Source organism: Thermus thermamylovorans (genome assembly GCF_004307015.1).
In the GTDB taxonomy this organism is placed as follows: Bacteria; Deinococcota; Deinococci; order Deinococcales; family Thermaceae; genus Thermus; species Thermus thermamylovorans.
In genome coordinates, this window is sequence record NZ_SIJL01000007.1 from 51,677 (window position 1) to 72,616 (window position 20,940).

Genomic DNA, 20,940 nt, shown 5'->3' on the forward strand with positions numbered 1-20,940 from the left:
CCTAGATGCGCACCTTCTCCTCGATCACCGCCTCGATGTGGGCCCGGAGGGCCTTCAGGGGGATGCGGGTGAGGACGTCCGCCAGGTGGGCCTTCACCAGAAGCTCCTGGGCCAGGTGGCGGGAGAGGCCCCGGGACTGCAGGTAGAAAAGCTGCATCTCGTCCACGGGGGCGGTGGTGCTCCCGTGGGTGCAGCGCACGTCGTTGGCCCCAATCTCCAGCTGGGGGATGGAGTCCACCCGGGCGGTGGGGGAGAGGAGGAGGTTGCGGTTGGCCTGGTAGGCGTCCGTCCGCTGGGCCCCCCGCTCCAGCCGGATGAGGCCGGAGAAGACCGCCCGGGCCTCGTCCTTCACCGCCCCCTTGTAGAGGAGGTCCGAACGGGTGTGGTGCTCCACGTGGTGCTGCAGGGTGTAATGGTCGAAGTGCTGCCCTCCGTGGCCGAAGTAGAGGCCCAGCATCTCGCTTTCCGCCCCCGGGCCCAGGAGCTCCGAGGCCACCTCGCTCCGGGCGTAGCGCCCGCCCAGGTTCACCACCAGGTCGTTGAGGCCCGCGTCCCGCTCCAGAAGGGCCCGCTGCCGGTGGAAGTGCCACACCCCCTCGCCGAAGGTCTGCACGTGGGCGTGGCGGAGCCGGGCCCCCGGGCGGAGGACCATCTCCGTGGCGGAGAGGTGGAGGGTGGGGGGGAGGTCCAAGGAGAGGTACTCCTCGATGTAGGCGGCCTTGGCGTTGTCCTCCAGGAAGAGGAGGCTCCGCCCGGCGGAGGCCCGGCCGCCCTCCAGCAGGACCTTGAAGACCCCCAGGGGCTTTTCCACCTCCAGCCCCGCGGGCACGTAGAGGAAGGCCCCGTGGGTGAAGAGGGCGGAGTTTTCCGCGGCGAACTTGTCCTCCACGTAGACCCCCCGGAAGAGGGTGGCCTCCACCTTACCGGGGTGGGTCTTCAAAGCTTCGGCCAGGCTGGTGAAGACCAGGCCCTTGGCGGAAAGCTCCTCCGGCACCTCGGCGTAGACCAAATCCGGCCCCAAAAAGACCAGAAAGCCGGAAACATCGGTCTTCTCCAGGCGGCGCCGCACCCCCTCGGGAAGCGCGTCCCGGGTGAGCCTGAGCCCCTTGGGGGCCTCCACCTCCTGGTCCAGGGGGGCCTCGGAGAGATCCGTGTAGCGCCAGGCCTCGTCCTTCTTGCTGGGGTAGGGGAGGCGGGCGAAGGCCTCGAGGGCCTTAAGCCGCCGCGCCAAAAGCCAAGCGGGCTCGCCTAGGGCCTGGGAGAGGGCCTCCACCTGCGCCTTGTCCAGTACTTGCATCCTGCCTCCTTGCGTGGGAAGGGGGGGAGGCCTTGGGGCCCCACCCCCAGAGGGACGCCCCTTAGCCTACGGAGCCCTCCATCTCCAGCTCGATGAGCCGGTTGAGCTCCACCGCGTACTCCAGGGGGAGCTCCTTGGCGATGGGCTCGATGAACCCCCGCACAATGAGGGCCGCGGCCTCGTCCTCCTTGAGCCCCCGACTCTGCAGGTAGAAGATCTGCTCGTCGTTGATCTTGGAGACCGTGGCCTCGTGGCCCACGTGGGCGGTGTCCTCCTCGATCTCGATGTAGGGGTAGGTGTCGGTGCGGCTTTCCGGGTCGATGAGGAGGGCGTCGCACTCCACGTTGGCCTTGGCCCCCCTGGCCCCGTCCAGCACCTTGACCAGGCCCCGGTAGCTGGCCCGGCCCTCCCCCTTGGAGATGCTCTTGGAGACGATGGTCCCCGAGGTGTGGGGAGCGCCGAGGATGATCTTGGCCCCGGTGTCCTGGTGCTGCCCGGTCTTGGCGAAGGCGATGGAGAGGATTTCCGTGCGGGCCCCGGGCTCCAGGAGGTAGCTGGAGGGGTACTTCATGGTGACCTTGGAGCCCAGGTTGCCGTCCAGCCACTCGTGGAAGGCATCCCCGTAGACCAGGGCCCGTTGGGTCACCAGGTTGTACATGTTGGTGGACCAGTTCTGGATGGTGGTGTAGCGGCTCCGGGCCCCCCGCTTCACCACGATCTCGATGACCCCGGTGTGCAGGCTCTCCGTGGAGTACATGGGGGCGGTGCAGCCCTCGATGTAGTGCACCTCCGCCCCCTCGTCCACGATGATCAGGGTGCGCTCAAACTGGCCGAACTCGGGGGTGTTCACCCGGAAGTAGGCCTGCAAGGGAAGCTCCACCTTGACCCCGGGGGGGATGTAGACGAAGGAGCCCCCGGACCAGGCGGCGGAGTTCAGGGCGGCGAACTTGTTGTCCTCGGGGGGGACCACGGTGGCGAAGTGCTCCCGGAAGAGGTCCTCGTACCGGTTCATCCCCTCCTCGATGGCCACGAAGATGACCCCCTGCCGCTCCAGCTCCTCCTTCACCCGGTGGTAGACCATCTCCGAGTCGTACTGGGCCCCCACCCCGGCGAGCACCTTGCGCTCGGCCTCGGGGATGCCCAGGCGCTCGTAGGTCCTGCGGATCTCCTCGGGGATCTCCTCCCAGCTCCTGGCGTCCCGGGTCTCCGCCGGCTTCACGTAGTAGACCAGGTTGTCCAGGTCCAGGCCCGAGAGATCGGGGCCCCAGGTGGGCATGGGCTTCTTCTGGAAGATCTCCAGGGCCCGCAGGCGGAACTTCAGCATCCACTCGGGCTCGTCCTTGTGGTAGCTGATGGCCTCGATCACCCTCCGGGTGAGGCCCCGCTCGGCCACGTAGACCGGCTTGACCTTGTCCACGAAGTGGTACTTGTACTCCTCGCCCAGGGCCTTCAGGTCCACCTGGCTCATGCTCCCTCCTTTACCCTCTCCCGGAGCCACTCGTAGCCCTTCTCCTCCAGCTCCAGGGCCAGCTCAGGGCCGCCTGTGGCCACCACCTTCCCCTCCATCATCACGTGGACCACATCGGGCTGGATGTAGTTGAGGATCCGCTGGTAGTGGGTGATGACCAGGGCGCCGAAGCCGGGGCCCCGCATGGCGTTCACCCCCCGGGCCACCACCTTGAGGGCGTCGATGTCCAGGCCGGAGTCGGTCTCGTCCAAGACGGCGTAGGTGGGCTCCAGCACCAGAAGCTGCAGGATCTCGTTGCGCTTCTTCTCCCCGCCGGAGAAGCCCTCGTTGAGGTAGCGGGAGAGGTAGTCCTCGTCCCAGTCCAGAAGCTCCAGGGCCCGCTTTACCTTGCCCCAGAACTCCGCCACCCCCACCTCCCGGCCGAGCCGGGCCTGGAGGGCCAGGCGCAGGAAGTTGGCCAGGGTCACCCCCGGCACCTCCACCGGGTACTGGAAGGCCAGGAAGAGGCCCTTCCTCGCCCGTTCGTCCGGGGAGAGCTCCAGGATGTTCTCCCCGTCCAGGAGGATCTCCCCCCCCTCCACGGTGTACTCGGGGTCCCCGGCCAGGATCTTGCCCAGGGTGCTCTTGCCCGCCCCGTTGGGGCCCATGAGGGCGTGGACCTGGCCCTTGGGGACCACCAGGTTCACCCCCTTGAGGATGCGCTCACCGTCGATGGAAGCCCAGAGGTCGCGGATCTCCAGCTGGTTCATCTCGCCTCCCGGAACCGGGTCGCCCCTTACTGCGACCCGTTCGCACTAAGAGTATAGCCACCCTCCCCCCAAAAGTATAGTGATTCAGTCGGGATTTGCCAGGTGGAAGCCCAGGGCCTCGGGCAGGGCCAGGGGGGAGGGGGGAAGGCGCAGGTGCAGTTCGGGGCAGAAGCGGCCCAGGGCCCGGCCCAGCTGGAAGCGGAAGGGGGGAGGCAGGGGTCCCCGCCGGGCCTCCTCCAGCTTAGCCCAGGCGGCCTCCTTTTCCCCCAGGCCCAGGAGGGCCAGGACCTCCACCGCCCGGGCCTGGGCCAGGAGGCCTGGGTCCTCCAGGGGGGGGAGGGCCACCACCTGGCCCAAGGCTTCCCCGTAGCTCCCCCCCCGCACCAGCACCTCCGCGTAGCCCAGGCGGGCCTGGGCCCGCAGGTAGGGGTTTTCCAGCTCCAGGAGCGGCCGGAGCAGGGCCTTTCCCTCCTCCGGGGGGAGGAGGAGGGCGAGGAGGCCCGCGGCGTCCAGCCGCAGGGCGGTGTAGCGGTCGGTGTTTTCCCCGGGGAGTTCCTCCAGGAGGCGCGCCAGGAGGCCCCGGGCCGTGGGGGCCTCCTGGCCCCCCAGGAGGGGCGGGCGGTAGGGCTGGCCCGCCTCCAGGAGAAGGTAGGCAGCCCCCAGGCGGAAGAGGGTGCGCAGGTGGCGGTAGCGGGCCTCCTTGGGCCTTTCCTCCGTGCGGCGGAAGTAGGCCTCGGCCCGTTCCAAAAGCGCCAGGGCCTCGAAGGGGCGGCCCCGGGCCACCTCCAGGATGCCCGCCTCGCTCGCCACCCGGGCCTGGGTGAAGGGGTCCAGGGCCTCCTCGAGGGCCCTGCGGATGGCCCTGCCCGCCTCCTCGTAAAGCCCCAGGCGCCTGAGGAGGGTGGCATAGCGGGCCCGCACCCGGGCCACCTCGTCCCTGGGGGCCCCCCCTTCCTCCAGAGCCTTGAGGCCCTCCTCCATGTGCGCCCGGGCCTCGAGGCGCCCCAGGCGCATCAGGAGGTCCCCCATCTGGTAGCGGGCCCGCCCCAGGAGGAGGGGGTCGTGGCCCACCTGGGCCAGGGCGGCGAGGGCTTCCGCGTAGCGCCCCAGGTCCTTGGCCACCAGCCCCCGCCAAAGCTGTACCCGGTCCCGGAGGAAGGGGGCCACAGGCAGGCTTTCCGCCTCCTCCACGAAGCGGGCTGCCCGCTCGTAGTCCCCCTTCCAGCGCTCCACCGCGGCCATCACCAGGAGGCCTTCCGCCTGGGCGGTCTCGTCCAGGTGCCGGAGGTCCGCCTTGGGGGGGAGGAGTTCCTCCGCCTCCCGGTAAAGGGCGGCGTCCGCCTTGGCCTCCGCCCCCTTGATGCGGGCCCAGGTGCGCAGGGCGGGGTCTTGCGCCTGGGAGAGGACTTTTAGGGCCTCCTCCGCCTCAGGGTGGGCGTACTGGCCCAGGACCGCCCGGTAACGCACCACCGCCGCCGCCAGGGCCTCCTGGTCCTCCCGGGGCCAGGCCCTGGCCTCCTCCCAGAGGCCGGGGAGGAGGGCGAGGCGGGTGGGATCTTCCTGGACAAGCTCCAGGAGGACTCCGGTTTCCCAAGCTTTCCGGGCGTGGTAGAGCTTGCGGAACAGGTTCTCCTTGGGGAAAAACTCCAGGGCCAAGCGGTGGAGCGCCCTGGGGGTTTCCTCGGGAAGGAGGCTCCTGAGGGCGGGGCGCACCAGCCCCTCCCCCACCCAGTCCAGAAGGGCCCGTTCCGCCTGGGAGAGCCGTTCCAGGGGCCTTCCCAGGGCCTTTTCCAGGAGCTCCAGGGGGAAGGCGGGGTCGGCCTCGGGGCTGAAGGCGGCCAGGGCCAGGAGGAGGGGCCTCAGGGCGGGGTCGTCCTGCAGGGGGGTCTGGGGGTCGTGCTTGGCGGCCTCCAGGAGGACCAGGCGGGAGAGCTCCCCGAAGTTCCGCCCCGCCTGGTTCACAAGGGCCTCCAGCCTCTCCGGGGGCAGGTGGGGGAGGCGCTCCCGTACGAAGCGCCTGGCCTCCTCCCGGCTCGGGGGGGAGAGGGGCTGGTGGGGGAGGGTGGGGGGCGGCTCGCTCAGGGCGGCCAGGTAGGGGACGGTGAGGGTCTTGAGGAAGGGCTCCAGCCAGGTGGCAAGCCCCCGCTTGGCCCCGTCCGGGCCCCGCAAGGGGAGGCCCTCCAGGGTTCCCTCCGCCTCGGCCCGGAGGAGGAGGGGGCGGCCCGCCCGGTTCAGGGCTTGGGCCAGGAGGGCCAGGACCTCCTGCTGCAGGGCCCCCTGGAGGATGTAGGGCTGGGTGGGGGAGAGCTGGGCCAAAAGGCCCCGCACCTCCTCCGCCACCCCCAAGCCTTCCGCCAGGGGGACCAGGGCCTGGGCCAGCTCTCCCCCCAGGTTGAGGAGGAAGGGCTCCCGCCCCGGCAGGGCGGCCAGGGCCCGCCCTATGGCGGAGAGGAGCACCCCTTTCCCCGTGGCCGGACCGCCCACCACCGCCATCTGGGGCCTTTCCCCGGCCTCGAGCTCCTTCAAAAAGCGCCGGAAGATGCGCCGCTTGTCCCGGCCCAGGGCCTTGCGGGCGCTCTCCAGGAAGAGTTCCGCAGGGGGGGGCGGGGGCTCTAGCCCCGCCTCCCGGTAGAGGTCGGCGAAGACCCCGTAAAGGCGCTCCTTCTCCTCGGGGCTTCCCAGGTCCTTGTAGAGGATGTTGCGCACGGTGCCCGCCCGCCCCCCCCGCTCCCCCATGAGGGTCTCCAGCCAGCGCAAGGAGCCCCGCCTCCCCCGGTGGTCCCGGCCCCGGAGATGGGGACGGAGGTCTTCCAGGTAGCGCAGCCAGGGTGTAGGTGCCTCCGGCATGGTGTTTACACTTTATACCCGGGGTCCCGGTTTTTCCACACACTAAAAGCGGCCCCGCCGGGGCGGGGCCGGGCAAGCCTTCCTGGGGCTCAGGGCTGGGGCGCGGGCTCCGCGAACTGGGCCTCCTCGGTGGAGCCCTTGAGGGCCAGGGTGGAGGCCTCCCCCTGGGTGAGGGCCAGGACCACCTCGTCGTAGTAGCCCGCCCCCACCTCCCGCTGGTGTTTGACGGCGGTGAAGCCCTGGGCCTGGGCCAGGAACTCCTTCTGCTGGAGCTCCACGAAGGCGGGCATGCCCCGGGCCCTGTAGCCCTTGGCCAGCTCCCAGGTGTAGTAGTTGAGGGTGTGCCAGCCCGCCAGGGTGATGAACTGGAACTTGTAGCCCATGGCCCCCAGCTCCCGGTTGAACTTGGCGATGGTCTCGTCGTCCAGGAACTTCTTCCAGTTGAAGGAGGGGGAGAGGTTGTAGGCGAGGAGCTTGTCCGGGAACTCCCGCTTCACCGCCTCGGCGAACTTTCTGGCCTCCTCCAGGTCGGGCTTGGAGGTCTCCATCCAGAGCACGTCCGCGTAGGGGGCGTAGGCCAGGGCCCGGGCGATCCCCGCCTCGATCCCGTTCCGGACGCGGTAGAAGCCCTCGGGGGTGCGCTCGCCCTTCAGGATGAAAGGCCGGTCCCGCTCGTCGATGTCGCTGGTGATCAGGGTGGCGGCCTCGGCGTCGGTGCGGGCGATGATCACCGTGGGCACCCCCATCACGTCGGCGGCCAGCCGGGCCGCTTGCAGGGTGCGGATGTGCTGGGCGGTGGGCACCAGGACCTTCCCCCCCAGGTGGCCGCACTTCTTCTCCGAGGCCAGCTGGTCCTCGTAGTGGATCCCCGCCGCCCCGGCCTCGATCATGGCCCGGGTGAGCTCGAAGACGTTCAGCGCGCCTCCGAAGCCCGCCTCGGCGTCGGCCACGATGGGCACGTACCAGTCCCGGGTCACCTTGCCCTCGGCGCGCTCCACCTGGTCGGCCCGCATGAGGGCCTTGTTGAGCCGCCGCACCACCTGGGGTACGGAGTTCACCGGGTAGAGGGACTGGTCGGGATAGGTTTCGTAGGCCAGGTTGGCGTCCGCGGCCACCTGCCAGCCGGAGAGGTAGATGGCCTCCAGTCCGGCCCGCACCATCTCCACCGCCATGGCCCCGGTGTAGGCCCCGAAGGTGTGCACGTAGGGGCGCTCGTGCAGAAGCCGCCAGAGCTTCTCCGCCCCTCGCCTGGCCAGGGTGTGCTCCACCATCACGCTGGGGCGGAGCCGCACCACGTCCTCGGGGCGGTAGTCCCGCCGCACCCCTTTCCAGCGGGGGTTCGTCTCCCACTCCCGCCTCAGGGCCTCCGCCTCCTGCCGCATCTCCGGGGTCAGCACGCTCAGGGGTTCCATCCGCCACCTCCCAGGTCCAGTCTGGCCGGGGCGGACCCGGTGGTGTAGGGTGTAGCCGGAGTAGGTTTACACCCCGGTGCAGTGTAATCCTGGGTGGGGGGTGGGAGGGCGGGGGTTTGCCTCGAGGTCCTGCGCCCTGGTCCCCAAAGGGGCGCGCCCCTTTGGCCCTCCCAGGCCCCGCGGCGGGGCCGGGGTCCGGGGAGGCGGCCCAGCCGTTCCCACCCGGCCTTCCGCCCCGGGTGCCTAGCGGGCCTGCTGGGCGGCGATGAGAAGGGGGTCCCAGACGGGGCTATAGGGCGGGGCGTAGGCCAGGTCCAGGGCGAGGAGGTCCTCCACCGTGCCTCCGCGGTGGAGGAGGGCCGCCAGGGCGTCGATGCGCAGGGCCCCGTGGCCGCGGGCTACCACGGCCCCGCCCAGGAGCCTTCCCGTCCCTTCCTCGTGGACCAGCTCCACCCAGAGGGGCTGGCTTCCCGGGTAGTAATGGGCCCCGTCGCGGCTTTGGATGAAGACCTTCCGGGCCTGGAACCCCTCCTCGAGGGCCGCCTCCAGGGAGAGCCCGGTGGTGGCCACCGCCAGGCCGAAGGCCTTGAAGATGGCCGTGCCCACCACCCCGGCGAAGCGGGCCTCCTTGCCGGCGATGACGCTTCCGGCGGTGCGCCCCTGCTTGTTGGCCACGTCCCCCAGGGGCAGCCAGTAGGGGCGCTTGAGGACGCGGTGGAAGCTCTCCGCCACGTCCCCGGCGGCGTAGACCCCTTCCAGGTTGGTGCGCATCCCCTCGTCGGTGGCGATGGCCCCGGTGGGGCCCAGGGCCACCCCCATGGCCTGGGCCAAGAGGGTGTTGGGCTTGATCCCCGTGGCCAGGAGCACCAGGTCCACGGGCACCACCCCTTCCGAGGTCTCCACCGCCTCCACCCGGCCTTGGCCGCGGAGGGCCTTCACCCGCACCCCGGTCCAGACCTCCACCCCGTGCCGCTCCAGCTCCTCCTTAAGGAGGCTCCCCACCTCCCCGTCCCAGTGGGGCAGGGGGCGGTCCTTGAGCTCCAGAAGGGTCACCTCCAGGCCCCGCTTGCGGAAGGCCTCGGCCACCTCGAGGCCGATGTACCCCGCCCCCAGGATGGCGGCCCTTTTGGCCCCTTCCAGGGCCCTTAGGAGGGCTTCCCCATCCTCCATGCTCCTTAGGGTGTAGACCCCCCGCTGCTCCGTGCCGGGGATGGGGGGGATGAGGGGCCTCGCCCCGGTGGCCAGGACCAGGTGGTCGTACCGGTCCTGGAAGGTGCGGCCCTCCTTGTGGTCAAAGACGGTGAGGGTCCTAAGCTCCGGATCCACGTCCACCACCTCGTGGTGGGCGTGGATTTCTACCCCCTGTTTGCGAAATTCCTCCGGGGTTCTCGCCACCAGCTTTTCCAGACGGGGGATCTCCCCGGAAAGCACGTAAGGCAGGCCGCAAGCCCCATAGGAGACCCATCCCGACCGCTCGTAGACCACCACCTCCAGGTCCGGGTTCTCCCGCTTGGCCTTGGCGGCGGCGGAGGCCCCGCCCGCCACGCCCCCCACGACCACCAGGCGCTCGCCCATGGGGGGTATTCTGCCACGGGAGGGGTGGGCGGGATGTCCCGGCTCACCGGGAAGCCCGCGGCAGCTCCTCCCGCACCAGCTGCCCGTCCCGGAGGTAGAGGATGCGGTCCGCGCGGCGGGCCAGCTCCAGGTCGTGGGTGACCAGGACCAGGGTCCGCCGCTGCCCGGCCTGGAAGAGGAGGGCGGCCACCTGCTCCCGCGAGGCCGCGTCCAGGTTGCCCGTGGGCTCGTCGGCGAAGAGGATGGGGGGGTCCAGGGCCAGGGACCGGGCCAGGGCCACCCTTTGCTGCTCCCCTCCGGAGAGGCGGCTCGGCAGGTGGGAGGCCCGCTCCCCCAGGCCCACCTCCCGCAAAAGCTCCAAGGCCCGCTCCCGCCTGGCCTTGGGAGGCACCCCCGCGAGGAGGAGGGGGAAGGCCACGTTCTCCNTCCGGAGAGGCGGCTCGGCAGGTGGGAGGCCCGCTCCCCCAGGCCCACCTCCCGCAAAAGCTCCAAGGCCCGCTCCCGCCTGGCCTTGGGAGGCACCCCCGCGAGGAGGAGGGGGAAGGCCACGTTCTCCCAGGCGGTGAGGGTGGGGATCAGGTTCCACTGCTGGAAGACGAAGCCCATGTGCTTGAGGCGTACCCCTGCCCGCTCGTCCTCGGGGAGGCGGTGGAGGGCCACCTCCCCCAGGAAGACCCCGCCCTCCGTGGGCAGGTCGAAGCCCGCGAGGAGATTGAGCAGGGTGGTCTTGCCGCTCCCCGAGGGGCCCACCACCGCGGTGGCCCCTTGGGGGAAGGCGTAGGTAAAGCCCAGCAGGGCCACCACCTCCTTCTCCCCCTGGCGGTAGCGCTTGGTGAGGTTTTCTGCCCGCAGGACCATCCTCACACCCTTCCCAAGGCCTCCACCACCGGAAGGCGGCTGGCGTTGTAGGCGGGCAGGAGGCCCGCGGAAAGGCCCAGGCCCAGGGCCACCAGGAGGGCGAAGAGGGAAAGCCTCAGGGTCACCGCGGAAAGGGCCAGGCCCACCTCGCCCAGGGTGTAGAGGTTGATGAGGTGGGAGACCACCCCCCCCAGGGCCAGCCCCCCCAGGCCCCCCAGGAGGGCCAGGAGGAGGGCCTCCAGGACCACCAGCCGGAAGATGAAGCCCCGCCTGGCCCCCAGGGCCCGCATGACCCCGAACTCCCGGGTGCGCTCGTAAACGGACATCATGACGGTGTTGGCCACCAGGAGCCCCCCCACGATGAGGGCCACCAGGCTGATGCCGAAGCGCACCAGGTCGCTGATGCGCAAGGCGCGCTCGGCAAAGCGCATCACGTCCCCCGTGGTCTGGGCCCGGAGCCCGGGGACGGCGGCCTCCAGGGCCTGCGCCACCTCCTCGGCCTTTTGCTCCGGGGAGAGGGCTACCAGGACGGCGCTGTAGTTCTCGGTGCCCAGCACCTCCTGCAGGGGTGCGAGGGGCACGAAGATCAGGTTGTCCGCCAGACCCCCGCTTTCCCCCAGGATCCCCTCCACCCTGAGCTCCACCCGGGGGGAGAGGCGCAAGGGGTGCCCCAAGGCCAGCTCCGCCCGCCGGGCCAGAAGCCCCCCCACCACCGCTCCCCCCTCCGTGGGCGTCCCCCTCCCCTCCCGGGCCTCCACCCCGGGGTAGAGGAGGTCGGGGCCCACCCCCGGGGGCAGGCCTTGGAAAAAGAAGCTGGTGCGGGGGTCAAACCCTCCCCGGGCCAGGAAGAGGGTGGGGACCAGGGCCCGCACCCCTAAGGCCTTCCCCGCCTCCTCTAGGGCCCGGACCTGATCGGGGGTGATCTCGGGGTAGGCCCCGAAGGCCAGGCCCTCCGTGCCTTCGGGCACCACCTGGATGGCGGGGCCCACCCGGGAGAGCTCCTGGGCCAGGGAGCGCCGCAGGCCCTCCCCGAAGGAGAGGAAGAGGACCATGCTGGTGGTGGCGATGAGGACCCCCAGGAGGGTGAGGAGGCTGCGCACGGGGCGGGCCAGGAGGTTGCGCAGAACCAGGCGCAGGATCTCCACGCCTCCAAGCTTACCCTCTAGGGGTGGACCGGGTGTGGGAAGGGCTACGAGGTTGGCCTCGCCCGGGACCATGCCTCCCCTCGGGAGGCCCTGAAGGGGCGGTGGCCGCACCCCTTCCCCTCCCAGGGGCTTCCGGGGGCGGGAAAGGGCTCAGAGGAGCCTTTCCACGAAGCGGGTCTCGATCTCCTCTATGTACTGGCGGGGGTCCACCTTCCTCCTCTCGGGGTGGTCGTAGTAGGCCTTCTCCGCCTCGGCGAAGCGCTCGTGCTCCACGAACCAGAGGAAGTCCCGCTCCGAGAGCCAGTAGGCCCCCAGCACCCGAAAGCCCAGGGCCTGGCGCAAGGGCACGATGACCTCCAGGAAGACCTTCTGGAATGCCTCCTTGGCCCCTTCCTTCAAGCGGTAGCGGCGCATCTCCACGGCCATGGCCTCATCCTATAATCAGAGGCATGCGCACGGCGGAGATCCGCGAGAAGTACCTCGCCTTCTTCGAGGAGAAGGGGCACCTGCGCCTCCCCTCCTTCAGCCTGGTCCCTGAAAACGACCCCTCCCTCCTCTTCACCTCCGCGGGGATGGCCCCCTTAAAGCCCTACTTCCTGGGGGCCAGGCCCCTCTTCGGGGGGCGGGAGTGGCGGCGGGTGGTCACCTGCCAGGAGTGCCTCCGGGTGGGGGACATCGAGAACGTGGGTCGCACGGGGCGGCACAACACCTACTTCGAGATGCTGGGCAACTTCTCCTTCGGGGATTACTTCAAGAAGGAGGCCATCCTCTGGGCCTGGGAGTTCCTCACCTCTCCCCAGTGGCTGGGCCTGGACCCTGGGCGCCTCTGGGTCACGGTCTACGAGGACGACGACGAGGCCTACGCCCTCTGGCGGGACCTGGTGGGGGTGCCGGAGGAGAGGATCGGCCGCTTCGGGGAGGACGAGAACTACTGGCCGGGCGGGGCCATCACCCACGGGCCCAACGGGCCCTCGGGCCCTTGCTCGGAGATCTTCTACGACCGGGGGCCCGCCTTCGGCACCCCGGACGAAACGGGCCCCAACACGGGGAGCGGGGACCGCTTCGTGGAGATCTGGAACCTGGTCTTCACCCAGTACGACCGCCAGGGCCCCATCCCCGGCCCCGGCATCCTCAAGCCCCTGCCCCAGAAGAACATCGACACCGGCATGGGCCTCTACCGGGTGGCGGCCATCCTGCAGGGGGTGGAGGACTTCTACCGCACGGACACCTTCTACCCCCTCATCGAGCGGGTGGCCCTCCTTAGCGGCAAGCCCTACGAGGGCAAGGCTTCCGTGAGCCACCGGGTGATCGCCGACCACATCCGGGCGGTGGTGGCGGCCCTCGCCGACGGGGTGGTCTTCGCCAATACCGGACGGGGCTACGTGGTGCGCCGCCTCCTGAGGCGGGCCCTCAGGCACGGCTACCTCCTGGGCCTCCAGGAGCCCTTCCTCCACCGCCTGGCCCCCTTGGTGGCCGAGGCCCTGGGGGACTTCTACCCCGAGATGCGGGAGAACCTGCCCGCGGTGGAAAGGCAGATCGGGCTGGAGGAAGAGCGCTTCCTGGAGACCCTGGAGGGGGGGCTTAGGCGGCTCGATGCCCTGCTTTCGGGCCTTAAGCCCGGGGAGGTGCTTCCGGGGCAGGAGGCCTTCCGCCTCTACGACACCTACGGCTTTCCCCTGGACCTCACGGTGGAGATCGCCGCCGAGCGGGGGTTTGGGGTGGACACGGAGGGCTTTGAGCGGGCCATGGAGGCGCAGCAGGAGCGCTCCCGGGCGGCCATGGCCTTCGAGCGGGAGATCTTCAAGCGGAGCGCCCAGGTGCTGGAGGAGCTCTACGCCGAGCGGGGGGCCACGGAGTTTTTGGGCTACGGGGCCCTCGAGGCGGAGGGCACCGTGCTCGCCCTCCTGGCCGGGGACCAGAGCCTCTCCGAGGCCGGTCCCGGCACCGAGGCCCAGGTGGTCCTGGACCGGACCCCCTTCTACGCGGAAGGGGGCGGCCAGATCGGGGACTTCGGCTTCCTGGAGTGGCCCTCGGGCCGGGCCCGGGTGGAGACCACCCAGAAGACGGAGCAGGGCCTCTTCCTGCACCGGGCCCGGGTGGAGGAGGGCATCCTGCGGGTGGGGGAAAGGGTGCGGGCGGTGGTGGACCCCGCCCGCCGGGACACGGAGCGCCACCACACCGCCACCCACCTCCTGCACGCCGCCCTGCGGGCGGTCCTCGGCCCCCACGTGCGCCAGGCGGGAAGCCTGGTGGCCCCCGACCGCCTGCGTTTCGACTTCACCCACCCCGAGGCCCTCACCCCGGAGGAACTGGAGCGCATAGAGCTTTTGGTGAACCGCTGGATCCTGGCGGACTTCCCCGTCACCTGGCGCTACATGCCCCTGGAGGAGGCCAGGCGGGAAGGGGCCATGGCCCTCTTCGGGGAGAAGTACGGGGAGGTGGTCCGGGTGGTGCGGGTGGAGGGAGGCCCCCTGCCGGGGCTGGAGTCCAAGGAGCTCTGCGGGGGCACCCACGTGCGGCGCACGGGGGAGATCGGGGCCTTCCTCATCCAGAAGGAGGAGGCGGTCTCCGCAGGGGTGCGGCGCCTCGAGGCGGTGGCCGGGGAATGGGCCATCCGCTTTGCCCGGGGGAGCCTGAACCGCCTCAAGGCCCTGGCCGAGCGGCTTTCCGTGGGGGAGGCCGCCCTGGAAGAGCGCCTGGAGAAGCTCCTCCAGGAGCTCCGTGCCAGGGAGAAGGAGGTGGAAAGCCTCAAGGCCCGCCTGGTGCAGGCGGAGCTCAAGGGGGAGGTGGCCCTCCTGGAGAAGGGCGGCCTCCGCTACGGGGTGGTGGAGCTTTCCGGGGTGGACCCGGCCGCCCTGCGCCAGGCGGCGGACGACCTGGTGCAGAGGGGGGCGGACGTGGCCCTGGTCACGAGCGGCGGCCAGGCGGTGCTGAAGCTCTCCCCGAGGGCCCAGGAGGGGGGCCTCGAGGCCGGGGCCCTCTTCCGCGCCCTCGCCGCGCGGTCGGGGGGGCGGGGGGGTGGGAAGGGGGCCCTGGCCCAGGGGGCGGGCCTGGACCCGGAGCGGGCCCGGAAGGCCCTGCCGGAGCTCCTCCCGTGAGGCCGCCCCCGGGGTCTTCGGGTAAAATGGCCTCATGGCGCTTGCCTTCAGCCTCCTCGCTGCGGCCCTTTCCTGGGCCCTCTTCGCCCTCCTCTTCGGGCGCTACCGCAGGCGGCCCTCTTGGCACAACGCCTTCTACGCCCTGGGTCTTCTCCTCTTCGCCCTGGCGGTTTCCGCGGAGCTTTTGGCCAAGCTCCTAGGGGCCTGGAACCCCTTCCTCTACCGCCTCTGGTACCTGGCCGGGGCCATGCACGGGGTGACCTTCCTGGGCCTGGGGAGCCTGGCCCTCCTGAACCCCAGGGCGGCCAAGGGGCTCCTCCTCTTCCTCCTCCCCCTCATTCTCTACGGCCTCTTCCTGGTGGCCTGGGCCCCCCTGGACTTCGCCCGCCTTCCCGCCCCCTACACCCCCTCGGGGGCGGCTTTCCCCGACCCCAGCCTCACCTCCCCCCGGCTCTGGACCCTTCCCTTCAACCTCATCGGCACCGCCCTCCTGGCCGGAGTGGCCCTCTACTCCACCCTCCTCTTCTGGCGGAGAAACCCCCTCAGGGCCCAGGGCACGGCCCTCATCTTCCTGGCGGCCCTGGTCCTGGCCTCCACCAGCACCCTGAACCGCTTCGGGGTGGTGGGCCTCGAGGAGATGGGGCGGGCCTTCGGGGTAGCCCTCCTCTACCTGGGGGTGGCCGTGGCGGACCGCAGCGCGGCCTATGCGGGTGGGCGCGCTTGACGTGGGGGAGGCCCGGATCGGCCTGGCGGTGGGGGAGGAGGGAAGCCCCTTCGCCTTCGGCCGGGGCTACCTGGTGCGCAAGGGGCTTTCGGCGGACGTGGAGGCCCTCCTGGACTTCGTGCGCCGTGAGGGCCTCGCCAAGCTGGTGGTGGGCTTCCCCCTGCGCACCGACCTGAAGGAGAGCGCCCAGGCCCAGCGGGTGCTCCCCCTGGTGGAGGCCCTTAGGGCAAGAGGGCTCGAGGTGGAGCTTTTGGACGAGCGCTACACCACCAAGGCCGCCTGGGAGCGCCTCCGCCAGGCCCCCAAAAGGGTGCGCCAGGAAAAGGGCAAGCTGGACGAGATGAGCGCGGTGATCCTGCTGGAGGGCTACCTTGCCCGAGGGCTCTAGGAAGTGGCTCCTGCGGGGGGTGGTGGTCTTTTTCCTCACCTTCGCCCTCCTCCTCTCCTACGCCCTCTGGCTTCTAGGGCCCACGGGAGCCGAGGCCCTGGTGCGCATCCCCCGCGGGGCCACGGGGGCCGAGGCCGCCCGCCTCCTGGAGGAGGCCGGCCTCTTGCGTTCCGCCTACCTCTTCACCGTCTACCTGCGCTTCTCCGGCCAGGCCAGGAGGCTTGTGCCCGGGGTCTACCGGCTCAGGGGGGAAGGGGCTTTCCGCCTGGCCCGGGCCCTCACCGGAGGGCAGAGGCCCCTCACCCTCACCCTCACCTTCCCCGAGGGGGAGCGGGCGGTGGACTACGCCCAAAGGCTTTCCCAGGTGGGGCTGGACGGGGAGGGGTTCTTGCGCCTGGTGAGGAACCCCGCTTCCTTGCGTCCCCCCTATGTGGAGGGGGATACCCTAGAGGGGTATCTTTTCCCCGCCACCTACACCTTCGACCTGCTGGCGGAGCCGGAGGAGGTGGTGCGGGCCATGCTCCGCCGCTTCGAGCAGGAGCTCACCCCCCCGGTGCGGAGGCTTTTGGAGGAGAGGGGGCTTTCCGTTCACGCCTGGGTTACCCTGGCTTCCATCGTCCAGGCGGAGACGGGGGACCCCTGGGAGATGGCCAGGGTCGCCGGGGTCTTCCTAAACCGGCTGGAACGGGGCATGCCCCTCCAGGCCGATCCCACCGTGGCCTACGCCCTGGGCAAGCGCCTGCCCGAGCTCTCCCGGACCGCCGGGGACTTTGCCGTGGACTCCCCCTACAACACTTACCGCTACGGGGGCCTCCCCCCGGGGCCCATCGGCAACCCGGGGCAGGAGGCGCTGCTGGCGGTCCTGAACCCGGTGCGCACCGACGAGGAAGGCCGGCCTTACCTGTTTTTCTTCCACGCTCGGGGCAGGCTTTTCCTCAACCTGGACTTCGAGGGCCACCTGCGGGACCTGGCCCGCTACCGTTACTCCCCCCCGTGACGGAGGAGCCGCAGCTGGGCGTAGGCGAAGAGGAGGGTGAGGAGGAGGATGACCACGGTGATGGCGGCGGCGTAGCCCAGGCGGAAGTTCTCGAAGCCGGCCTCGTACAGGTAGTAGCCCAAGACCCTCGTGGCCCCGTAAGGCCCGCCCCGGGTGAGGAGGAAGACCGCGGCGTAGGACTGCAGGGAGAGGATGGTACCCACCACCAGCAGGAAGGCCACCGCCGGGCGCATGAGGGGAAGCACCACGTACCGGAAGGCCTCAAAGGGCCCCGCCCCGTCCACGTAGGCCGCCTCCAACAGGGTTTTGGGGATGGCCTTGAGCCGGGCCGAGGCCACCAGGACCCCGTAGCCCAGGTGCCGCCACAGGGTGAAGAGGACGACCATGAGGAGGGCCCAGAACCCCTCCCGGTCCCAGGGGGGGATGGGGAGGAACTGGGCCAGGGCCCCGTACTCCGGGGTGAAGAGGGTGTACCAGGAGAGGGTGGCCCCCCCCAGGGTGACGAGGCCCGGGAGGAAGAGGAGGCCCTTGGCCAGGCGCTCGTAGGGGGCTCCCTCTAAGGCCACGGCCAGGGCCAAGGAAAGGCCCACGAAGAGGGGGAGGGCCAGGAGCATGAACTTTAGGGTCACCCAGAGGCTTCCCCAAAAGGCAGGGTCCTGGAGGAGGTTTTGGTAGTTCTCCAGGCCCACGGGGGTGGGGTCGGCGAGCCCGGACCAGTCCCAGGTGGAGAAGCGCAGGACGTCCAAGAAGGGGTAGAGGACGAAGAGGAAGAGGCTCCCTAGGGCCGGCAGGGAGAGGAGGATCAGGGGGGCTTTCCGGCCCATGGGTGGGGTGGGGCTGGTCCGCTACCAGAGGTAGAGGAGGGTGAGGAGGAAGGGGTAGCGGTCGGAGGCGGAGGCTTCCAGGGCCAGGGGTTCCAGGTAGAGCCTGAAGCCCACCCCCCAGGCCAGGTGGAAGCCCCCCTGGTACCCCAGGCCCAGGCTCCCGGAGAGGGCCCCGCCGGGGATCTCCAGGCTCACCAGGGGGCCCAGGTGGGCCCCAAAGGGGTAGCGCAGGTCCAGGCCCAGGCCCAAGGAGGTGTAGAGGTCCATGAGGACCAGGCCGGGGAAGAGGTTGGCCTTGAGGAGGGCGTAGACCTCGGGGCTAGGCGTGAGGAGCACCTGGGCGTCCAGGCCGGTGTCGATGCCCAGGGGGGCGAAGGGGAGGAGGAGGCTCCCCTGGAGGTAGACCCCCCGGTCGGGGGCGTAGCCGAGGCCCAGGGTGTTCTCCGGATAGGCGGGCATCTGGGCCAGGGAAAGGCCTGCCAGAAGGGCGAGGAGGGCAAGGGTCCGCCGCATATCCCCGCCATCATAGCAGAGGTCCGCTAGGATGGCGTCATGGCCGTGCGGTTTTCCCTGGAAAGGGAAGACGGCCTCCGCCCGGTGGGGGAGGTTTCCCTCCTCATCCTGGTGGGCCTCACCGGGGTGGGGAAGAGCACCCTGGTGGCGGCCCTGGGCCTGCCCCGGCTTCCCGACCGCCGGGAGCTGGTGGACCTTTACGTCCTCCCCCGCTACGGGGCCAAGCCCCCCATCCCCCGGGAGGAGCGCTTCCAGCTCACCCGCCGCTTCCGGGAGGAGTTCCCCGGGGGAGTGGCGGAGGTCCTGGCCCGGGGGTACGCGGAAGCCCACCCCCTCCTCCTCTTCGACGGCCTCCGGGGGGAGCGGGAGGTGGCCTACGCCCTGGAGCACCTGCCCCGGGCGCTCTTCGTGGTCCTCCACGCCCGGGAGGCCACGAGGCTCAAGAGGCTCCTCTCCCGCCGGGACGCCTTCGACCGGGTGGCGCTTCGCCCGGAGGATCTGGCTCAGCTGAAGGCCCTGGCGAAAGGGGTTCTTTCCCCGGGGGAGCTGGAGGAGGCTTTGGCCCTGGCCCCTTGGGAAGAGGTCCTGGCCAAGCTCAAGATCGTGGCCGAGGAGGCGCGGAACTACGACCCTCTGGGCCCCTTGCGCCTCCTCGGGGGCCACCCCCGGGCCCTCGTGCTGGACGCGGAAGGGCTTTCCCCGGAGGAGGAGGCCTTGGCGGTGCGGGCCTTTTTGCGGGAACAGGGCCTCTAAAATGGCCCTATGGCGACCCTCAAGGACCTTCGCCTCCTCCCGTTCCGCATCCCCCTGAAGGCCCCCTTGCGCTGGGGGAAGGCCTCGGAGCTTTCCGTCCTCGAGGGGGCCCTTCTGGAGGTGGAGCTTTCCGACGGCTCCCTGGGCCGGGCGGAGGTGGCCATCCGCCCCACCATCTACGGGGAAACCCTGGGGAGCGTCAGGGCCGGGCTTGCGTACCTGAAGCCCAGGCTTCTGGGCCTCGAGGCGGACGACCAGGAGGGGATCCGGGCCGTGCTGGAGGCCTTCCCCTGCAACCTTGGGCTGAAGGGGGCCTTGGACATCGCCCTCTGGGAGGCCTGGGCCCGGAGCGAGGGGGAGGAGCTCCATCAGGTGCTGAAGCCCGCCAAGCACCGGGTGCGGGTGGCCTACCTCCTGGGCCTGGGCTCCGAGGAAGAGGTGCTTTCCGATGCCCGCATGGCCTACGGGGCGGGGGTGCGGGTCTTCAAGGTCAAGGTGGGCCGGGACCTCGAGGGGGATACCCGCAGGATCGCCCGCCTTAAGGAGGCCTTCCCCGACGCCGAGCTCTACGCGGACGCCAACGAAACCCTCTCCCCCAAGGATGCGGAAGCCTACCTTCTGGCCTGGAAGGAGATGGGCCTCCGCTACGTGGAGGAGCCCCTGCCCACAGAGGCGGTGGAGGCCAGGAGGAGCCTGAGGGAGAAGGGCATCCTCCCCCTCATCGCCGACGACTCCGCCATGACCCCCAAGGACCTGCGCCGGGAGCTGGCTCTAGACACCTTCGACGTCCTGAACCTCAAGCCCGCCCGCACCGGCGTCACCTGGACCCTGGAGATGCTGGCCCTGGCCCGGGAAAGGGGCAAGCGGGCCATGGTGGGCAGCCAGGCGCAGAGTTCCTTTGGCGCGTACCAGTCCGCCCTTCTGGCCTTCCAACAGGGGGTCACGGAGCCCAACGAGCTGGCCTTCCACCTGAAGGCGGAGGGGGGCTTCTTCCCCTTTCCCCCCTTCCGCGAGGGCTGGCTCTACTTTGAGGACCTGGTGGAGGGGCGCTTCCACGAGGAGGCCTTCCGCCGCTACGCCCTAGAGCAGCCCTAGGGCCTCCCGGAAATCCCGCAAGACCTCCCGGGTCCCCGCCCTCAGGAGGGCTTTCCCCGGGTGCCCCGTGAGGAGGGCGTAGGTGGGGGCCTCCTGCCAGGCCAGAAGGTGCAGGGTGCCGTCCAGGCTAGAGAGGAGGGCTTCAAGCGTGGGCTTTTTTCCGCTCCAGGCCGGAAACCAAAAGGAAAAGCCCCAGGGCTAGGAGGAGAAAGCCCAGGGGGACTCCCCCTACGGGCAGGAGGGCGAAGAGGGCGGGCATCAGGGTGCTCCCCGTAGCCCCGGCGTAGAAGAGCCCCCCCAGGGCCCGGTGCCCGTAGCGGGCCTGCACCAGGGCCAGGAGGGTGGAGAAGAGGGGTCCGAGGAGGAAGCCCACCAGGGGGAAGAGGAGGGCGGTGGGGGGGACGAGGTTGAGGAGGAGGAGGAGGAGGACCCCGAGGAGCAGGGCCCTCAGGGCGGCCAGGGGGTTTTGCGCCACCCGCTCTGCCCAAAGGAGCCTCCCCAGGGCCAGGAGGAGCCAGTAGAGGGAGAGGAGGAGGCCGCCGGTAGCGGTGGCGTACCCCAGCTCCTCCAGCCAGACCCGGTTCCAGGTGGCCAGGGAGCCCTCGAGGCCGGTGTACAGGCCCGCGGCCAGGAGGAAGGGCCAGTACCCCCTCCCGCCTTCCCGCGGGGTTTGGGCCACCCTCGGGGCCCGCCAGACCAGGAAAGCCCCCACCCAGGCCGCCAGGCCGGCCAAGGGAAGCACGGCGGCGTAGGGCAGGAGGGTGAGGGCCAGGGGGGTGAAGACCGCCCCCAGGCCGAAGGCCGCGTTCACTCGGTTTAAGAGCTGCACCCGCCTTTCCGGGTGGAGCTCCCCCACCAGGCTGTTGCCGTGCAGGTTCATCACCCCCTGGCCCAGGCCCAGGGGAAAGGCCAGGGCCACCACCAGGGGGAAGGAGGGGGCCAGGGCCATGCCCAGGAAGGCCAGGCCCGCCAGGGAGAGGGCCAGGGGGAAGAGGGGATGGCGCCTTTCCCCCTGGGCCAGGCGCACCCCCAGGAGGAGCCCCAGGAGGAGGGCGGTGAAGAACCAGGAGACCTCCCCCTCCACCCCGTAGCGCCCGCGCCAGTAGGGAAGGGCCGCCCCGGGCAGGGCCACGACCACGCCCACCAGGAAGACGGAGAGAAACGAGCCCCAAAAGAGGCGCACATCCGCCATTCTCC

The 20,940-nt window shown here is 70.6% G+C and carries 17 protein-coding genes and 2 pseudogenes; 6 read left to right on the forward strand and 13 right to left on the reverse strand.

All coding sequences use genetic code 11. From position 1 onward, the window contains the following. Position 1 precedes the first annotated feature (1 nt). From sufD to ETP66_RS06850, 10 genes and pseudogenes are all read right to left on the reverse strand, one after another. Complete coding sequence (sufD, locus tag ETP66_RS06805) at positions 2 to 1,297, reverse strand: Fe-S cluster assembly protein SufD (protein WP_130841845.1); 1,296 nt, start codon at positions 1,295 to 1,297, stop codon at positions 2 to 4. Between the two features lie 61 nt (positions 1,298 to 1,358). Next, positions 1,359 to 2,765, reverse strand: a complete 1,407-nt coding sequence (gene sufB / locus ETP66_RS06810) for a Fe-S cluster assembly protein SufB (protein WP_130841847.1) — start codon at positions 2,763 to 2,765, stop codon at positions 1,359 to 1,361. Further along, positions 2,762 to 3,514 carry a Fe-S cluster assembly ATPase SufC gene (sufC, locus tag ETP66_RS06815; RefSeq protein ID WP_130841849.1) on the reverse strand — a complete coding sequence of 251 codons (753 nt, stop codon included), beginning with the start codon at positions 3,512 to 3,514 and terminating at the stop codon, positions 2,762 to 2,764. The genes sufB and sufC overlap by 4 nt, the downstream gene beginning before the upstream one ends. Positions 3,515 to 3,598: 84 nt before the next feature. Further along, entirely contained in the window at positions 3,599 to 6,361 is a 2,763-nt protein-coding gene (locus ETP66_RS06820; protein WP_130841851.1) for a tetratricopeptide repeat protein, read from the reverse strand. An 89-nt stretch (positions 6,362 to 6,450) separates the two neighbouring features. Beyond that, on the reverse strand, positions 6,451 to 7,773 hold the full coding sequence (gene aceA / locus ETP66_RS06825; RefSeq protein WP_201738489.1) for an isocitrate lyase: 1,323 nt from the start codon (positions 7,771 to 7,773) through the stop codon (positions 6,451 to 6,453). Positions 7,774 to 8,016: 243 nt separating this feature from the next. Then, complete coding sequence (locus ETP66_RS06830) at positions 8,017 to 9,348, reverse strand: FAD-dependent oxidoreductase (RefSeq protein ID WP_130841944.1); 1,332 nt, start codon at positions 9,346 to 9,348, stop codon at positions 8,017 to 8,019. Positions 9,349 to 9,391: 43 nt separating this feature from the next. After that, a pseudogene (locus ETP66_RS06835) lies at positions 9,392 to 9,772 on the reverse strand (ABC transporter ATP-binding protein); the annotation flags it as partial. 62 nt (positions 9,773 to 9,834) lie between these two features. Next, positions 9,835 to 10,206 (reverse strand): annotated as a pseudogene (locus ETP66_RS06840) (ABC transporter ATP-binding protein); the annotation flags it as partial. Between the two features lie 2 nt (positions 10,207 to 10,208). Continuing rightward, a complete protein-coding gene (locus tag ETP66_RS06845; protein ID WP_130841853.1) occupies positions 10,209 to 11,351 on the reverse strand; it encodes an ABC transporter permease in 1,143 nt (380 codons plus the stop codon). A gap of 150 nt (positions 11,352 to 11,501) precedes the next feature. Beyond that, positions 11,502 to 11,777: an NIPSNAP family protein gene (locus ETP66_RS06850; RefSeq protein ID WP_130841855.1), complete on the reverse strand. Its 276-nt coding sequence runs from the start codon at positions 11,775 to 11,777 to the stop codon at positions 11,502 to 11,504. A 23-nt stretch (positions 11,778 to 11,800) separates the two neighbouring features. On the opposite strand from ETP66_RS06850, the gene alaS reads away from it, so the two are divergent. From alaS to mltG, 4 genes are read left to right on the forward strand one after another with little or no spacing between them, the layout of a single operon-like run. Further along, complete coding sequence (gene alaS / locus ETP66_RS06855) at positions 11,801 to 14,449, forward strand: alanine--tRNA ligase (RefSeq protein WP_130841857.1); 2,649 nt, start codon at positions 11,801 to 11,803, stop codon at positions 14,447 to 14,449. A gap of 34 nt (positions 14,450 to 14,483) precedes the next feature. Then, positions 14,484 to 15,173, forward strand: coding sequence for a hypothetical protein (locus ETP66_RS06860; RefSeq protein ID WP_130841859.1), 690 nt, complete (start codon positions 14,484 to 14,486; stop codon positions 15,171 to 15,173). Further along, complete coding sequence (gene ruvX, locus ETP66_RS06865) at positions 15,154 to 15,561, forward strand: Holliday junction resolvase RuvX (RefSeq protein ID WP_130841861.1); 408 nt, start codon at positions 15,154 to 15,156, stop codon at positions 15,559 to 15,561. The genes ETP66_RS06860 and ruvX overlap by 20 nt, the downstream gene beginning before the upstream one ends. Then, on the forward strand, positions 15,545 to 16,558 hold the full coding sequence (mltG, locus tag ETP66_RS06870; RefSeq protein ID WP_201738490.1) for an endolytic transglycosylase MltG: 1,014 nt from the start codon (positions 15,545 to 15,547) through the stop codon (positions 16,556 to 16,558). Before ruvX ends, mltG begins: the two co-directional genes overlap by 17 nt. Here the strand turns inward: mltG and ETP66_RS06875 are convergent. Together ETP66_RS06875 and ETP66_RS06880 are read right to left on the reverse strand one after the other, a co-directional pair. Then, a complete protein-coding gene (locus tag ETP66_RS06875; RefSeq protein WP_130841863.1) occupies positions 16,543 to 17,382 on the reverse strand; it encodes a carbohydrate ABC transporter permease in 840 nt (279 codons plus the stop codon). The genes mltG and ETP66_RS06875 overlap by 16 nt on opposite strands. Positions 17,383 to 17,403: 21 nt before the next feature. Further along, on the reverse strand, positions 17,404 to 17,895 hold the full coding sequence (locus ETP66_RS06880) for a bioflim formation protein (protein WP_130841865.1): 492 nt from the start codon (positions 17,893 to 17,895) through the stop codon (positions 17,404 to 17,406). Between the two features lie 39 nt (positions 17,896 to 17,934). Between ETP66_RS06880 and ETP66_RS06885 the strand changes: the two genes are divergently transcribed. Both ETP66_RS06885 and ETP66_RS06890 read left to right on the forward strand, forming a co-directional pair. Continuing rightward, on the forward strand, positions 17,935 to 18,648 hold the full coding sequence (locus tag ETP66_RS06885; RefSeq protein WP_130841867.1) for a DEAD/DEAH box helicase family protein: 714 nt from the start codon (positions 17,935 to 17,937) through the stop codon (positions 18,646 to 18,648). A 9-nt stretch (positions 18,649 to 18,657) separates the two neighbouring features. Continuing rightward, on the forward strand, positions 18,658 to 19,743 hold the full coding sequence (locus ETP66_RS06890) for an enolase C-terminal domain-like protein (protein WP_130841868.1): 1,086 nt from the start codon (positions 18,658 to 18,660) through the stop codon (positions 19,741 to 19,743). Between the two features lie 142 nt (positions 19,744 to 19,885). On the opposite strand, the gene ETP66_RS06900 is transcribed toward ETP66_RS06890, so the two are convergent. After that, complete coding sequence (locus tag ETP66_RS06900) at positions 19,886 to 20,935, reverse strand: MFS transporter (RefSeq protein WP_130841870.1); 1,050 nt, start codon at positions 20,933 to 20,935, stop codon at positions 19,886 to 19,888. Between the last annotated feature and the right edge of the window lie 5 nt (positions 20,936 to 20,940).

Coding starts and splice junctions, on each gene's coding strand:
- sufD (WP_130841845.1), bottom strand. CDS start 1,297: ATGCAAGTACTGGACAAGGCGCAGGTGGAGGCCCTCTCCCAGGCCCTA.
- sufB (WP_130841847.1), bottom strand. CDS start 2,765: ATGAGCCAGGTGGACCTGAAGGCCCTGGGCGAGGAGTACAAGTACCAC.
- sufC (WP_130841849.1), bottom strand. CDS start 3,514: ATGAACCAGCTGGAGATCCGCGACCTCTGGGCTTCCATCGACGGTGAG.
- ETP66_RS06820 (WP_130841851.1), bottom strand. CDS start 6,361: ATGCCGGAGGCACCTACACCCTGGCTGCGCTACCTGGAAGACCTCCGT.
- aceA (WP_201738489.1), bottom strand. CDS start 7,773: ATGGAACCCCTGAGCGTGCTGACCCCGGAGATGCGGCAGGAGGCGGAG.
- ETP66_RS06830 (WP_130841944.1), bottom strand. CDS start 9,348: ATGGGCGAGCGCCTGGTGGTCGTGGGGGGCGTGGCGGGCGGGGCCTCC.
- ETP66_RS06850 (WP_130841855.1), bottom strand. CDS start 11,777: ATGGCCGTGGAGATGCGCCGCTACCGCTTGAAGGAAGGGGCCAAGGAG.
- alaS (WP_130841857.1), top strand. CDS start 11,801: ATGCGCACGGCGGAGATCCGCGAGAAGTACCTCGCCTTCTTCGAGGAG.
- ETP66_RS06860 (WP_130841859.1), top strand. CDS start 14,484: ATGGCGCTTGCCTTCAGCCTCCTCGCTGCGGCCCTTTCCTGGGCCCTC.
- ruvX (WP_130841861.1), top strand. CDS start 15,154: ATGCGGGTGGGCGCGCTTGACGTGGGGGAGGCCCGGATCGGCCTGGCG.
- ETP66_RS06875 (WP_130841863.1), bottom strand. CDS start 17,382: ATGGGCCGGAAAGCCCCCCTGATCCTCCTCTCCCTGCCGGCCCTAGGG.
- ETP66_RS06880 (WP_130841865.1), bottom strand. CDS start 17,895: ATGCGGCGGACCCTTGCCCTCCTCGCCCTTCTGGCAGGCCTTTCCCTG.
- ETP66_RS06885 (WP_130841867.1), top strand. CDS start 17,935: ATGGCCGTGCGGTTTTCCCTGGAAAGGGAAGACGGCCTCCGCCCGGTG.
- ETP66_RS06890 (WP_130841868.1), top strand. CDS start 18,658: ATGGCGACCCTCAAGGACCTTCGCCTCCTCCCGTTCCGCATCCCCCTG.
- ETP66_RS06900 (WP_130841870.1), bottom strand. CDS start 20,935: ATGGCGGATGTGCGCCTCTTTTGGGGCTCGTTTCTCTCCGTCTTCCTG.